Genomic DNA, 14,231 nt, shown 5'->3' with positions numbered 1-14,231 from the left:
TTATAAAAAACCGACTCTGTTTATCGCGTGACTGAACGATGACATTTTTGTCACCTTCCGGGTTTCTCCTGAATAACGGTATTAATCCATTAACAGACGCACACTGAACACAATTTCCCGCCCCTGCTGTTCTGCTGACAGCTCGCCGCCGTGAGCATGAATGATCGACCTTGTAATTGATAATCCCAGCCCCGCGCCTTCCGTGTTGTAGAACCTTGATGAGTCTGCGCGATAGAACCGGTCAAACAAACGTTCCAGATTAGCGGGAACCTGGCCGGACATCGTATTCGTAATCATCACGTTCACACAGTCACTGTCACGCTCAAGGTGTATCGCTGTACAGGTGTTATCGGGAGAATACTTGATTGCATTGGAAAGCAGGTTACTGAAAGCACGTCGGAGCATATCGCTGTCTCCGGTAACAACGCCCTCTCCTTCAACCGTGATTGTCTTTCCTGTTTCGTCTGCCAGGGGCTCGAACAACTCACGTAATTCATTCAGTTCGGCTGCCAGATCCACATCATGTTTATCCAGCCGCAGCAGACCATGCTCTGAACGTGCCAGAAAAAGCATGTCACTGGTCATTCGTGACAACCTTTTCAGTTCTTCCAGGTTAGCGAATAAAATTTCGCGGTAATGCGAAACATCCCTTTCCTTAGCCAGTGCAAACTGCGTCTGCATCATCAGATTACTGACTGGTGTGCGCAGCTCATGCGCGATGTCAGACGAGAAATCTGACAGTTTCCGGAATGCCCCCTCCAGGCGATCAAACATATTATTGAACTCCTGCATGGTCTCAGAGATTTCCGGCGGAGCCAGATCGGGATTTAGACGCTGATCCAGGCTGTGTACAGTCATGGAGGAAGCCAGACTGGTCATTTCCCGTAACGGTTTCAGACCAATACGTGTGGTCAGCCAGCCCAGAAAAACAGAAATAAAGACCAGACCGATATTGAACCAGAACAGCCAGGTACTGAGTTTGTCCATAAACAGGGTGTGATACCCAGTATCCGTGGCAACCGTAATGATGACATGTTTGCTTTTACCCTGTTCCGGCGTCACGGCAACCCGCCGCGAGATACTGCGGTACACGGTGTTATTTTCTTCCGTCTGGATCATATAGTCGAGAATATCACCCGACTTATTAAGCAGGACCGCTGGAACAACAGAATTTTTGGCATAGAGTTCAACAATTTTTTCATTTTCCATGTTTTTTATAGAAATGAATAAACCATTGTGCCCTACCATCGCATCGTTTATTTTTTCTGATAATGACTTAATATCCGTTTTGTTCCGGAACGTCTCTGTTTTAAGAAACTCTTCGGTGAGCTGAAGTTTACCTGTCAGAAAATCGCGGTCCTGATTATCGAAATAGCCATTAAGGGTGCTAATCAGGATAAAACTTGATAACCACCATACCGTAAGCATCACCGCAGAAAAAATCAGGCTCAGGCGTGTGGTCAGGGAAATTTTGAACCTCACTCTTCTCTGATCTCCAGGACATATCCGGCACCGCGAACGGTATGGATCAGTTTTGGCTCAAAGTCATCATCAATTTTACTTCTCAGACGTCTCACGGCGACATCAATCACATTCGTATCACTGTCAAAATTCATGTTCCAGACCAGGGACGAGATAAGACTCCTGGGTAACACTTCTCCGGTGCGTTGCAGCAGCAACTCAAGCAGAACGTATTCTTTACCGGTGAGATGGATCTTCTTCCCCGAACGGATCACGGTCCGGCGCACCATATCAACGGTCATATCGGCGATGGTGCAGACTGTTGCGGCCTGCGAGCGTGCCCGGCGCAGTAGGGTTCTTACACGTGCAACCAGCTCCGTAAAATCAAAGGGCTTAATCAGGTAGTCATCTGCGCCAAGCTCCAGTCCTTTCACTTTGTCCCGCACGTTGTCCTTTGCGGTTAAAAACAGGACCGGTTCTTCGTGCCCGGACTCCCTCAGTGCGCTGATGATTTGCCACCCGTCGAGGAAAGGCAGCATCACGTCCAGTATTATCAAATCATACTGTCCCTTCGACGCGGCCCCGAGACCATCGCGGCCATTATTAAAGAGATCGGCCTGATAGCCTTCCTCAACCAGTCCCTGCTGCAGGTAACGACCTGTTTTTTGTTCGTCTTCAACGATTAAAATACGCTGCATGGTCAACTCGCTGATATGAAAGTAAAAATCTCACGCATGAGCTTTGGCTGTCCCCTAGCTGACCTGAGACGGAGCAAGCATTCCGAGCCACGCTACGGCGCCCAGAATGATAATCGCAACAACGAATTCTGTCAGGATGCTGTTTCGCATCAGGGCAACGCTGCGACCATAATTCCCTTCCCTGACCATAACTTCAAGCCGGGGACCCAGGTGAAACCGGTTTGCTGCAGCCAGAAGAAGCATCAGAACAAACAGAGCCGTCTTGGCAAGCAATATCCTCCCCCAGGAACTGTTGAATAAGGGAGTTAAGTTACCCTCAGCAATATACAGATAGTTGACCAGCGCACTCAGGATCAGGGCTACAACAATCACCGTTCCTGCCGTGGCAAATTTTGCCAGGGAGTCAGATATCACAATGACGCTCTGTGCATTATGCTCGTTTCTGCGCATCAGCAGGATAGCAAATGCAACCAGAGCACCTGTCCAGGCACCTGCAGCGCCGAGATGGGTCAGATCGCTCAGTAAATGGAGATAGTAATGCAGACCGTCATGCATAACGGCGTGTCCTCCCCAGGCAAGTGTAGCCAGCGCCACGCCCCCACTCATCGTCATCAGCAGGCAGGACAATACTCTCTTATTAGTGTAAAGGAACAAAGCACCGAGTGTGGTAAACAGGGCACAGAGCCTGACAATCCAGCTAATACCCACATCAGTTTCTTCTATCACCATCTCGATAACATGGATGGATAATTCTCTGAGGTCAGTTACTCCACTCATGGCATTAGATACCAGGAGCATATTAATGCCAGTAAGAATGATGCCTGTAACAACAGCAAAGGTTATAAACGACCTGAAATTAGTCAGGTTATAGGTTTCATGTCTGACACCGCTTATTCCATATATCTGAAAAAATGGCAATCCAAATATTACCATCAAATCCAGATAAAGAAGAAAACGAATAACAATCATAATCAGGTCGTTCATAATATTACTTCACTGTAAAGGTGTAATTACCGGTAATAGGGTGCGTATCTGAAGAAACCGCGCGCCAGTCAACACGATAAGTGCCAGCGGGTAAAGGCTCTCGCGGAATAATGACCATCGATTTAGGGTCAGCGCCTGGCGCCACTTTTGCCGCGACCGGCATCGGAGAATGTGATGACATGCCTTTCATACCCGTCATCGTTAATTTTGCACCTGAGAATTTCACGGTCAGATTTTCCGAGAAATTAAGCTGAATCTTTTCCGGGGCCGCTACGGCTGAATCAGCCTGTGGCACAGAGCTTTTTAATTCCGGATGGGCCATAGCAGAGAAAGCAACGCCCATAACGAGGCCACCTGTAAGAATGGCTTTATTTAAAATCGACATTTTATTTACCTGTTTAGTTGAGTGTTTTATATCAGTGCGTTAAAACCAGATTCTGGCTCCCGCCAGGAATACTACCTGATGGTCTTTCTCACCTTCTCTTTTCGCCATATCGGATGTTTTTCCGTAAAGTTGATTCCAGGAAACGCCTATATAGGGTGCAAACTCACGGCGTATTTCATAGCGCAGCCGGAGCCCCAGCTCTGTGTCAGTCAGTCCCCTGCCGCGACCCCGCGATTCATCATCCTGACTGTAGAAATTCACCTCATAGGATGGCTGGAGTATGAGCCGGTTAGTCAGTAAAACGTCGTATTCTCCTCCCAGACGAAGGGCTGCTTTTCCGCCATTACTGACAAAACCCGTAATTTCAGACTCAAAATTATAGAGTGCCAGCCCCTGAAAACCGACAGCAGCCCAGGTCCGGGCAGAAGCAGGTCTGAAATCCTGCCTGACACCCGCAACCAAATCCCACCATGGGCCAACCGCATGTCCCCAGAGTAACTGCGCTTCAGCCGCCTCCGTTTCCCCATTGCTTCGTTCACCTTCACTCTTTAGCCAAATCCGATCTGTGTCGCCTCCAATCCAGCTGTTAACACTCCAGCTGAAATTGTTGGTGTTATCCGACCGTTGCCATTCCAGTTGATCCAGCAGAACCAGATAATTAATCGCACTGTCGTGAATCGCATGCCCCTGTAAATTGCCGAATGCAGCCTTCCGGTCGGCATCGGTAACAGGCGGAATTGGCGTTCTGCTCTCAGTTACAATGGGCTCCATTGACGTCATCTCAGTGAAATTCTCATCTGCTGGCATCTGCATGGCAGACATGTCGTGCCCGGCGTGGGGATCTGCAGAGACGGAGCCCGCCGCAATAGAAAGCTGTGAGGTAAACAAACCGGCGACCAGAACAGGTATGGCCTTCAAATTTCTCTTCATTCGCATCATTCCTCCACCCGGACTTCACGAAACATTCCCATTTCCATGTGATAGAGCAAATGGCAGTGATACGCCCAGCGGCCAAGCGCATCTGCTGTCACTCTGTAACTGCGTTTTGTACCAGGGGGAACATCTATTGTGTGTTTACGAACCATGAAATTACCGTTTTCATCTTCCAGATCGCTCCACATACCATGCAGGTGAATGGGGTGAGTCATCATGGTATCGTTGATCAGCGTGATCCTGAGCCGCTCACCGTATTTCAGCAGCACCGGTGCGGCATCTGAAAACTTGATTCCGTTAAATGACCAGGCAAACTTTTCCATGTGGCCGGTTAAATGCAGTTCTATGGTACGGCCAGGTTCACGTCCGTCAGGATCCTCAAAGCGGCTTTTCAAATCCGCGTACGTGAGAACCTTTCTTCCGTTATTTCGAAGACCAATACCCGGATCATTTAATTTCGGAGAGACGCTCATCGCCTGCATATCAACCAGTGGGTTATCCGTTTCTGACGCAGGATGACTTTGCATACCCGGCATTCCGGCCATCCGGGAATGATCCATACCGGCCATGCTGCTGTGATCCATGGGCGCGGAGGATGTCCCGCTATCCGGAAGGTCAGCACCGTCCATAGACATCATCTCTCCGCTGTTATCCATGCCTCCCATCTGGCTGTGGTCCATTCCTGCCATATCATGTCCCATTCCCCCCATACCCATATCTTCCATGGTCAACAGAGGACGGGGATCGAGGGGGGGAACGGCAGCACTTAACCCCTCTCTCGTGGCCAGTGTCCCTCGAGCGTAACCGGTCCTGTCCATGGATTGTGCGAAGATGGTATAGGCCTCACCCTGAGGCTCCACAATGACATCATAGGTTTCGGCAACGGCAATCCTGAATTCGTCAACGGTAACCGGGTTTACATACTGGCCATCTGCAGCCACGACCGTCATTTTCAGCCCGGGGATACGGATATCGAAATAGGTCATTGCCGATCCGTTGATAAACCGTAAGCGTATCTTTTCACCGGGACGGAACAGTCCGGTCCAGTTTTTCAGCGGGGCCTGCCCGTTCATGAGATAGGTGTAGGTGTAGCCACTGACATCCGCGAGGTCAGTCGGATTCATTTTCATTTCAGCCCACATTTTCCGATCGGCAATGGTGGCTGACAGCCCCCTGGTATTCACGTCGCGGAAAAAAGAGCCAACGGTTGGTTTATTGAAATTGTAGTAATCCGACTGTTTTTTTAATTTTTTCAGCAGGCTGTGAGGATTTTCATCGGTCCAGTCAGACAACATGACCACATGCTCACGATCGTAAGCAAACGGTTCTGGCTCCCTGGCATCGATGATAATGGCACCGTATACCCCCTCCTGTTCCTGCAGACCGGAATGGCTGTGGTACCAGTAAGTCCCGTTCTGCTTAACCTTAAAGGTGTAAACGTAGGTATCATCAGGCTCTATGCCCATAAAACTCAGCCCCGGAACACCATCCATATTGGCCGGAAGAATAATGCCGTGCCAGTGAATGGACGTCTGTTCATTAAGACGGTTTTTGACCTTCAGGGTAATGGTGTCACCTTCTTTCCAGCGAAGAACGGGCCCCGGCAGGCCTCCATTGATTGTTTTGGCCTGACGCTCACTGCCCGTGATATTGACGGCCGTTTCACCAATGGTCAGGTCAAACTGAGTACCCTGCAGGGATGCGGCAACTGGCAGGCTCAGACTGGAACGCGCATTGAAACTCCATACGCCAAGACTTCCGGCTACGCCAGAGAGGGTTAACCCCTTCAGGAAAGTTCGTCGAGACGTTTTCAACAGCATGCGCATTCCCTTATTTAAAGTATGGTTACTGACAGAATTCGAGAACCGATTTAAATTAAATTACTGGTTCATCCACTTACAATGAAATGAATCTAGCACACCTTAAGAAACAAATTCATTACAATCGTGTAATGTACATAGCTGTATTACATTTACGTCATCTTCCCCACAGGTTGATTATTTTTATATATGATCATAAGGACATCTTTTATGTACCTCAGAAGGTAATTACACATGAATATATTAATCACGACCACTGCGTTTACAGCTTTATTTTGTGGGGCAGCTTTTGCTCAGTCCAGTGATATTGCCCATGAAGCACATCGATTTGTTAATAATGCCTCAGCCGTCAGTCATGTGAATTACTCGACGCATGAAAACTTACCGGACAGGGTTAATAAAAACAACACGCCCTCATTCTCTGAAATGAATGAACATGAAAGGGCCATTGTTGCTCATTCATTTATGAACAACAGCGCGTCCTATGCGCATCAGAAAATGATTGAGGAACATAAAAAAATGCTGTCCGGCAGTGATGCAAATTCAAAGACCTCGTCTTCTTCTTTTAACGAACTGAATGCCGGAGAAAAAGCCGCTCTCGTGCATGAGCAGGTCAATAATGCCGGTGCGGAAGCACATCAGACGCAGGCAAGAAAGCTTCGCGGCCTGTATTCCTCCAGGTAACTGCAGGCGGGTTAGTGCTTAGCGTCAGGTGCGCAGCAGGGCTTTACTGACGGGTTACGTAGCAGGACATGAGCCCCATATTGGGGTCCGCTTGGAAAACGAATCTATGGTCACTCCCGTTTTTGCAACACCGATTTTGACGACAAGTTGGCTTGCTTGAATCTATCCGGCGTCTGAATGGGATTTTATTCCCGCGCCTTGATGAGTTCCGCGCCTGATGAACCTCCAGAAAATATACGGCTTCAATGAGCCTTTCCGTTTTACAGGTTCCTCAACAGGCCGGTGGGCCGTTAGTATCATCAATATCAGTATTCGCAAAACCAGATCAGTAATTCTTTAAACCGGTGTATTTCTGCCGTTATGCTACATAAGTTTGCTGTCGTGCCGTTAGGGCCCAGGCTATTCTGGCCAGCTTGTTTGCCAGAGCACAAGTGACGACAAAGTTGCTTTTCCGGCACAGTAAATCCCTGACCCAATCGGCCAATTTGCCAGACTGGTGTTCCAGTTTTTGTATGAATACCCTGGCACATTGAACCAACAAAGTTCGGATCTTTTTATTACCTCGCTTACTAATTCCCAGCAATGTCGTCCTACCTCCCGTGCTGTACTGCCGAGGTACAAGCCCTGTTGCCGCCGCAAAGTCACGGCTGCTGGCGTACTGCTTCCCGTCGCCAATCTCAGTTGAAATAGTACTCGCTGTCAGTGTTCCGACGCAGGGAATGCTCAGCAAGCGCTGTCCAACCTCATCTTCGTCCAACTTTCGTTTCAACTGGGATTCCAAATCTTTAATCTGCTCAACAAGATAGTGATAATGCTGTTGTAATTTCAGCAATAACTGGCTGAGGTAAAGAGGCAAACTATTATCCTCAAGAATGGTACTCAGTCGGCTAATAACGGCAGCTCCTCGGGGAACGCTAATGCCAAATTCCAGCAGAAAAGCATGCATTTGATTGGTTGTTTTTACCTTATCCTGAACCAGGGATTCACGGACACGATGCAGAGCCCGCATTGCCTGCTGAGATTCCGTTCTGGGCTGCACAAAACGCATAGACGGACGCGATGCAGCTTCACAAATAGCTTCGGCGTCGACAAAGTCGTTTTTATTGCTTTTAACGAACGGGCGGACAAATTGTGGTGATATCAGCTTTGGGGAATGCCCCAACTCTTCCAACTTGCGTGCCATAAAGTGAGAACCGCCACAGGCTTCCATTGCGATGGTTGTAGCGGGGCATGTCGCCAAAAATTCGATCAACTTTGGCCGGGTAAATTTTTTACGGTAAACAGCCTTCCCGCGACGATCCTGGCAATGAATATGGAAAGAGTTTTTACCCAGATCGATACCAATGAGCGCAATGTTTTCCATGATAGTTCTCCGAATGAAAGCCTGTCCTCAGCATAGTACCGGGAAGGAGGGAGTGACCATCTCATTAATTATCCTACGCTAAGCCTGTTTTTTGTACATATTACTATTCACTGAGCGTAATGCGCGGTATTTACCCTGTCCCAGTTTGAGGTTCGTTCTCCAGACGTAATCCCCGCTCAGGTTGATATGTTCCCATCCCAGTGGTGACAGATGGGTAATCAGTTGCTCATTAATCGGGATCCCTTTTCGTCTCAAAGAATCTATCGCTCTTTCTATATATACCGTATTCCACAGTGAGATCGCCGCAGTCAGCAACGTCAGACCGCTGGCTCGATAGCTCTGATTCTCCAGCCCCCGATCTCTGATTTCACCCAGCCGATGCATAAAGACCGCTCGCGCAAGGGCATTGCGAGCCTCACCTTTATTCAGCCCCGACTGTATTTTAACGAGGAATATACATGCGACGTAATGCACAAAAATGGGTGATGCTGCCAACTTACTGATTTAGTGTATGATGGTGTTTTTGAGGTGCTCCAGTGGCTTCTGTTTCTATCAGCTGTCCCTCCTGTTCAGCTACTGACGGGGTGGTGCGTAACGGCAAAAGCACCGCCGGACATCAGCGCTATCTCTGCTCTCACTGCCGTAAAACATGGCAACTGCAGTTCACTTACACCGCTTCTCAACCCGGTACGCACCAGAAAATCATTGATATGGCCATGAATGGTGTTGGATGCCGGGCAACCGCCCGCATTATGGGCGTTGGCCTCAACACGATTTTACGTCACTTAAAAAACTCAGGCCGCAGTCGGTAACCTCGCGCATACAGCCGGGCAGTGACGTCATCGTCTGCGCGGAAATGGACGAACAGTGGGGCTATGTCGGGGCTAAATCGCGCCAGCGCTGGCTGTTTTACGCGTATGACAGGCTCCGGAATACGGTTTGCGCACGTATTCGGTGAACGCACTATGGCGACGCTGGGGCGTCTTATGAGCCTGCTGTCACCCTTTGACGTGGTGATATGGATGACGGATGGCTGGCCGCTGTATGAATCCCGCCTGAAGGGAAAGCTGCACGTAATCAGCAAGCGATATACGCAGCGAATTGAGCGGCATAACCTGAATCTGAGGCAGCACCTGGCACGGCTGGGACGGAAGTCGCTGTCGCTCTCAAAATCGGTGGAGCTGCATGACAAAGTCATCGGGCATTATCTGAACATAAAACACTATCAATAAGTTGGAGTCATTACCCTTTTTTCAACTTCTGATGGATGCGAGTGATTGAACTCATACATTAATGTTTTCCCACGAAGTCTTTTTTCAGGTAAGCCTTCGCACATATCGGTAAATAGCTTGCCTGCTTTTATTTTTTCTGTCATCGACATGTTCATTTTTAACATTCCGTCCTGATAAGTTGGTCGGATAAGGCGCTCGCGCCGTATCCGACATTAATTTCTTAAGAGACTTCATTCACCTGGCGACGCAGCAGGGAAAGTGGGCCGGGGCCGCTAAGCGTGAACACGGAAATTAAGGTGAAGCCCAGCGCCACCAGACCCAGCACCAGGTAAGCGCCCTGGAAACCGATGCTTTCATACATATTGCCCGCCAGAATAGACATAAAAATCATCGCCAGTTGCTTAAAGAAGCAGAAACAGACCAGATAAATCGTCGCTGAAAAACGCACTTCAAACTGGCTGGTAATATATTTAAAGCTGCCCACCAGCAGGAACGGTACTTCAAACATATGCAGCGTTTTCAGAATAACCACTTCCAGTGCTGAGGTAGCGAACGATGAGCCAATAATACGTACTGACATAATAGTGCCAGCCAGCAGCAGGGCGTTTTTCCCACCGATGCGATTAATGATCAGTGGCGCAAAAAACATAATCGAGGCGTTAAGTAATTCGCCCATTGTCGTTACGTAGCCAAATACCCGCGTACCCTGTTCACCGGTAGCAAAGAACGAAGTAAAGAAATTAGCAAACTGTTGGTCAAAAACATCGTAGGTGCAGGAAACGCCAATAACATACAGTGACAAAAACCACAGTTTTGGCTGTCTGAACAGTTCCAGCGCCAGCTTAAGGCTAAATGCCGAATGGTTGGCACCTACCGCATTGGCAACCGTGGCAGAAGAGGGCGCATCCGTTTTGGCGAAAAAGAGTAAAACGGCGAGGAGGAGTGCACAGCCAGAACCCAGCCAGAAAACAAACTGATTATTGATGGTGAACATGATGCCGACAATCGAGGCACACAGCGCCCAGCCAACACAGCCAAACATCCGCGCGCGACCAAATTCGAAATTACTGCGACGGCTGACTTTCTCGATAAATGCCTCTACTGCTGGCGCACCGGCGTTAAAACAAAAGCCTAGATAAATACCACCAACAATCGATCCTACTAAAATGTTGTATTGTAACAGTGGCCCGAAGATAAAAATAAAGAACGGCGCAAACATCACTAACATGCCGGTAATAATCCACAGCAGGTATTTGCGCAGCCCGAGTTTGTCAGAAAGCAGACCAAACAGCGGTTGGAATAATAGCGAGAACAGAGAAATAGCGGCAAAAATAATACCCGTATCACTTTTGCTGATATGGTTGATGTCATGTAGCCAAATCGGGAAAAACGGGAAGTAGGCTCCCATGATAAAAAAGTAAAAGAAAAAGAATAAACCGAACATCCAAAAGTTTGTGTTTTTTAAATAGTACATAATGGATTTCCTTACGCGAAATACGGGCAGACATGGCCTGCCCGGTTATTATTATTTTTGACACCAGAGCAACTGGTAATGGTAGCTACCGGCGCTAAGCTGGAATTCCGCCGACACTGACGGGCTCCAGGAGTCGTCGCCACCAATCCCCATATGGAAACCGTCGATATTCAGCCATGTGCCTTCTTCCGCGTGCAGCAGATGGCGATGGCTGGTTTCCATCAGTTGCTGTTGACTGTAGCGGCTGATGTTGAACTGGAAGTCGCCGCGCCACTGGTGTGGGCCATAATTCAATTCGCGCGTCCCGCAGCGCAGACCGTTTTCGCTCGGGAAGACGTACGGGGTATACATGTCTGACAATGGCAGATCCCAGCGGTCAAAACAGGCCGCAGTAAGGCGGTCGGGATAGTTTTCTTGCGGCCCTAATCCGAGCCAGTTTACCCGCTCTGCTACCTGCGCCAGCTGGCAGGTCAGGCCAATCCGCGCCGGATGTGGCGTATTGCTCGCCACTTCAACATCAACGGTAATCGCCATTTGACCACTTCCATCAATCCGGTAGGTTTTCCGGCTGATAAATAAGGTTTTCCCCTGATGCTGCCACGCGTGGACCGTGGTAATCAGCACCGCGTCGGCAAGCGTATCTGCCGTGCACTGCAACAACGCTGCTTCGGCCTGGTAATGGCCCGCCGCCTTCCAGCGTTCGACCCAGGCGTTAGGGTCAATGCGGGTCGCTTCACTTACGCCGTCGTTATCCAGCGGTGCGCGGGTGAACTGATCGCGCAGCGGCGTCAGCAGTTGTTTTTTATCGCCAATCCACATCTGTGAAAGAAAGCCTGACTGGCGGTTAAATTGCCAACGCTTATTATCCAGCTCGATGCAAAAATCCGTTTCGCTGGTGGTCAGTTGCGGGATGGCGTGGGGCGCGGAGGGGAGTGTCACGCTGAGGTTTTCCGCCAGACGCCACTGCTGCCAGGCGCTGATGTGTCCGGCTGCTGACCATGTGGTCGCGTTCGGTTGCACTACGTGAACCGTTAGCCAGAGTTGTCCGGCGCTCTTCGGCTGCGGTAGTCCAGGCAGTTCAATCAACTGTTTACCTTGTGGAGCGACATCCAGAGGCACTTCACCGCTTGCCAGCGGCTTGCCATCCAGCGCCACCATCCAGTGCAGGAGCTCGTTATCGCTATGACGGAACAGGTATTCGCTGGTCACTTCGATGGTTCGCCCGGGTAAACTGAACTGGAAAAACTGCTGCTGGTGTTTTGCTTCCGTCAGCGCCGGATGCGGCGTGCGGTCGGCAAAGACCAGACCGTTCATGCAGAACTGGCGATCATTCGGCGTATCGCCAAAATCACCGCCGTAAGCCGACCACGGATTGCCATTTTCATCATATTTAATCAGCGACTGATCCACCCAGTCCCAGACGAAGCCGCCCTGTAAACGGGGGTACTGACGAAACGCCTGCCAGTATTTAGCGAAGCCGCCAAGACTGTTACCCATCGCGTGGGCGTATTCGCAAAGGATCAGCGGGCGCGTCTCTCCAGGCAACGAAAGCCATTTTTTGATGGACCATTTCGGCACAGCCGGGAAGGGCTGGTCTTCATCCACGCGCGCGTACATCGGGCAAATAATATCGGTTGCGAAGGTGTCGGCTCCGCCGCCTTCATACTGTACCGGGCGGGAAGGATCGACAGATTTGATCCAGCGATAGAGTGCGTCGTGATTAGCGCCGTGGCCTGATTCATTCCCCAGCGACCAGATGATCACACTCGGGTGATTACGATCGCGCTGCACCATTCGCGTTACGCGTTCGCTCATCGCGGGTAGCCAGCGCGGATCATCGGTCAGACGATTCATTGGCACCATGCCGTGGGTTTCAATGTTGGCTTCATCCACCACATACAGGCCGTAGTGGTCGCACAGCGTGTACCACAGCGGATGGTTCGGATAATGCGAACAGCGCACGGCGTTAAAGTTGTTCTGCTTCATCAGCAGGATATCCTGCACCATCGTCTGCTCATCCATGACCTGACCATGCAGAGGATGATGCTCGTGACGGTTAACGCCGCGAATCAGCAACAGCTTGCCGTTCAGCAGCAGCAGACCATTTTCAATCCGCACCTCGCGGAAACCGACATCGCAGGCTTCTGCTTCAATCAGCGTGCCGTCGGCGGTGTGCAGTTCAACCACCGCACGATAGAGATTCGGGATTTCGGCGCTCCACAGTTTCGGGTTTTCGACGTTCAGACGTAGGGTGACGTGATCGGCATAACCACCACGCTCATCGATAATTTCACCGCCGAAAGGCGCGGTGCCGCTGGCGACCTGCGTTTCACCCTGCCACAAAGAAACCGTCACCCGCAGCTCATCGCGCAGCTCGCCGTACATCTGAACGTCTGCCTCCAGTACAGCGCGGCTGAAATCATCATTAAAGTGAGTGGCTACATGGAAATCGCTGATTTGCGTGCTCGGTTTATGCAGCAACGAGACGTCACGGAAAATGCCGCTCATCCGCCACATATCCTGATCTTCCAGATAACTGCCGTCACTCCAGCGCAGCACCATCACCGCGAGGCGGTTTTCTCCGGCGCGTAAAAATGTGCTCAGGTCAAATTCAGACGGCAAACGGCTGTCCTGGCCGTAACCGACCCAGCGCCCGTTGCACCACAGATGAAACGCCGAGTTAACGCCATCAAAAATAATTCGCGTCTGGCCTTCCTGTAGCCAGCTTTCATCAACATTAAATGTGAGCGAGTAACAACCAGTCGGATTCTCCGTGGGAACAAATGGCGGATTGACCGTAATGGGATAGGTCACGTTGGTGTAGATGGGCGCGTCGTAACCGTGCATCTGCCAGTTTGAGGGGACGACGACAGTATCGGCGACAGGAAGATCGCACTCCAGCCAGCTTTCCGGAACCGCTTCTGGTGCCGGAAACCAGACAAATTGCCACTCACCATTCAGGCTGCGCAACTGTTGGGAAGGGAGATTGGTGCGGGCCTCTTCGCTATTACGCCAGCTGGCGAAAGGGGGATGTGCTGCAAGGCGATTAAGTTGGGTAACGCCAGGGTTTTCCCAGTCACGACGTTGTAATACGACGGCCAGTGAATCCGTAATCATAGTCATAGCTGTATCCTGTGTGAAATTGTTATCCGCTAACAATTTCACACAACATACGAGTCGGACGCATAAAGTGTAAA

11 protein-coding genes and 3 pseudogenes are annotated in these 14,231 nt (G+C 50.1%); 3 read left to right on the top strand and 11 right to left on the bottom strand.

The window, feature by feature from the left end; genetic code table 11:
* Positions 1-81: 81 nt before the first annotated feature.
* Genes pcoS through pcoA form a run of 6 tightly spaced genes read right to left on the bottom strand, consistent with a single transcriptional unit; the run spans position 82 to position 6,281 of the window.
* Positions 82-1,482 carry a copper resistance membrane spanning protein PcoS gene (pcoS, locus tag C2U43_RS04820; protein WP_009654301.1) on the bottom strand — a complete coding sequence of 467 codons (1,401 nt, stop codon included), beginning with the start codon at positions 1,480-1,482 and terminating at the stop codon, positions 82-84.
* Positions 1,479-2,159 carry a copper response regulator transcription factor PcoR gene (gene pcoR, locus C2U43_RS04815; RefSeq protein ID WP_001188930.1) on the bottom strand — a complete coding sequence of 227 codons (681 nt, stop codon included), beginning with the start codon at positions 2,157-2,159 and terminating at the stop codon, positions 1,479-1,481. Before pcoR ends, pcoS begins: the two co-directional genes overlap by 4 nt.
* Positions 2,160-2,213: 54 nt before the next feature.
* Complete coding sequence (pcoD, locus tag C2U43_RS04810; RefSeq protein WP_306414215.1) at positions 2,214-3,092, bottom strand: copper resistance inner membrane protein PcoD; 879 nt, start codon at positions 3,090-3,092, stop codon at positions 2,214-2,216.
* Positions 3,093-3,147: 55 nt separating this feature from the next.
* Complete coding sequence (pcoC, locus tag C2U43_RS04805) at positions 3,148-3,528, bottom strand: copper resistance system metallochaperone PcoC (RefSeq protein ID WP_000025662.1); 381 nt, start codon at positions 3,526-3,528, stop codon at positions 3,148-3,150.
* 39 nt (positions 3,529-3,567) lie between these two features.
* Entirely contained in the window at positions 3,568-4,458 is an 891-nt protein-coding gene (pcoB, locus tag C2U43_RS04800) for a copper resistance outer membrane transporter PcoB (protein WP_001378118.1), read from the bottom strand.
* Between the two features lie 5 nt (positions 4,459-4,463).
* Positions 4,464-6,281, bottom strand: a complete 1,818-nt coding sequence (gene pcoA, locus C2U43_RS04795; protein ID WP_000925242.1) for a multicopper oxidase PcoA — start codon at positions 6,279-6,281, stop codon at positions 4,464-4,466.
* Positions 6,282-6,515: 234 nt separating this feature from the next.
* Between pcoA and C2U43_RS04790 the strand changes: the two genes are divergently transcribed.
* Positions 6,516-6,965, top strand: coding sequence for a copper resistance protein (locus C2U43_RS04790; RefSeq protein ID WP_070558757.1), 450 nt, complete (start codon positions 6,516-6,518; stop codon positions 6,963-6,965).
* A 358-nt stretch (positions 6,966-7,323) separates the two neighbouring features.
* Here C2U43_RS04790 and C2U43_RS04785 read toward each other — a convergent pair whose 3' ends face one another.
* Together C2U43_RS04785 and C2U43_RS04780 are read right to left on the bottom strand one after the other, a co-directional pair.
* A complete protein-coding gene (locus tag C2U43_RS04785; RefSeq protein WP_000427623.1) occupies positions 7,324-8,328 on the bottom strand; it encodes an IS110-like element IS4321 family transposase in 1,005 nt (334 codons plus the stop codon).
* 78 nt (positions 8,329-8,406) lie between these two features.
* Positions 8,407-8,772 (bottom strand): annotated as a pseudogene (locus tag C2U43_RS04780) (Tn3 family transposase); the annotation flags it as partial.
* A gap of 92 nt (positions 8,773-8,864) precedes the next feature.
* Between C2U43_RS04780 and C2U43_RS30010 the strand changes: the two are divergent.
* Together C2U43_RS30010 and C2U43_RS30005 are read left to right on the top strand one after the other, a co-directional pair.
* Positions 8,865-9,140: an IS1-like element transposase gene (locus C2U43_RS30010; RefSeq protein ID WP_000179213.1), complete on the top strand. Its 276-nt coding sequence runs from the start codon at positions 8,865-8,867 to the stop codon at positions 9,138-9,140.
* Positions 9,059-9,560: pseudogene (locus C2U43_RS30005) on the top strand (IS1 family transposase). Before C2U43_RS30010 ends, C2U43_RS30005 begins: the two are co-directional and overlap by 82 nt.
* A gap of 14 nt (positions 9,561-9,574) precedes the next feature.
* On the opposite strand, the pseudogene C2U43_RS04765 reads toward C2U43_RS30005, so the two are convergent.
* From C2U43_RS04765 to lacZ, 3 genes and pseudogenes are all read right to left on the bottom strand, one after another.
* Positions 9,575-9,715: pseudogene (locus tag C2U43_RS04765) on the bottom strand (maltose acetyltransferase domain-containing protein); the annotation flags it as partial.
* Between the two features lie 65 nt (positions 9,716-9,780).
* Complete coding sequence (gene lacY / locus C2U43_RS04760) at positions 9,781-11,034, bottom strand: lactose permease (RefSeq protein ID WP_048998165.1); 1,254 nt, start codon at positions 11,032-11,034, stop codon at positions 9,781-9,783.
* Between the two features lie 51 nt (positions 11,035-11,085).
* The gene (gene lacZ / locus C2U43_RS04755; protein WP_048998166.1) at positions 11,086-14,157 is read right to left on the bottom strand and encodes a beta-galactosidase; all 3,072 of its coding nucleotides are present in this window, start codon (positions 14,155-14,157) and stop codon (positions 11,086-11,088) included.
* Between the last annotated feature and the right edge of the window lie 74 nt (positions 14,158-14,231).

The sequence above is a fragment of the Citrobacter freundii complex sp. CFNIH9 genome (assembly GCF_002903305.1).
Classification (GTDB): Bacteria; Pseudomonadota; Gammaproteobacteria; order Enterobacterales; family Enterobacteriaceae; genus Citrobacter; species Citrobacter portucalensis.
The sequence above is the reverse complement of the archived record's forward strand: the minus strand, read 5'-3'. Positions and strand labels throughout refer to the sequence as shown.